This is a genomic window from Acetobacter sp. AAB5, from assembly GCF_050106715.1.
Lineage (GTDB): Bacteria > Pseudomonadota > Alphaproteobacteria > Acetobacterales > Acetobacteraceae > Acetobacter > Acetobacter oryzifermentans.
Genome location: NZ_JBNIEW010000086.1, coordinates 1 through 223, shown reverse-complemented (window position 1 = coordinate 223; position 223 = coordinate 1). Strand labels below are relative to the sequence as shown.

Here is a 223-nt window from a genome sequence, read left to right as displayed (position 1 = left end):
GAATTCTGGCCGGCTGGCCTCTGGCCCGCTGGCGATCTCGCGCAGATGCGCCTGCAGATCGGCTTCCCCATTAATCGGCTGGCCATTCCATGTCAGCGAGTTATCAAAGTCCACAACCAGCGTCACCACAGGGGTTTCTTCCGTGCTGGGCGGCGGGTTGCCCTGCGGCAGATCAATCGAGACCGCCTGCGTCTGCAACGGGATGGTGATGATCAGCATGATC

Annotated in this window: 1 protein-coding gene; it reads right to left on the bottom strand. The window is 61.0% G+C overall.

Translation table 11 applies throughout. From position 1 onward, the window contains the following. Nucleotides 1–223: ExbD/TolR family protein (locus tag ACP7IZ_RS13915; RefSeq protein ID WP_426849766.1), on the bottom strand; the 223-nt coding region annotated here is incomplete at both ends.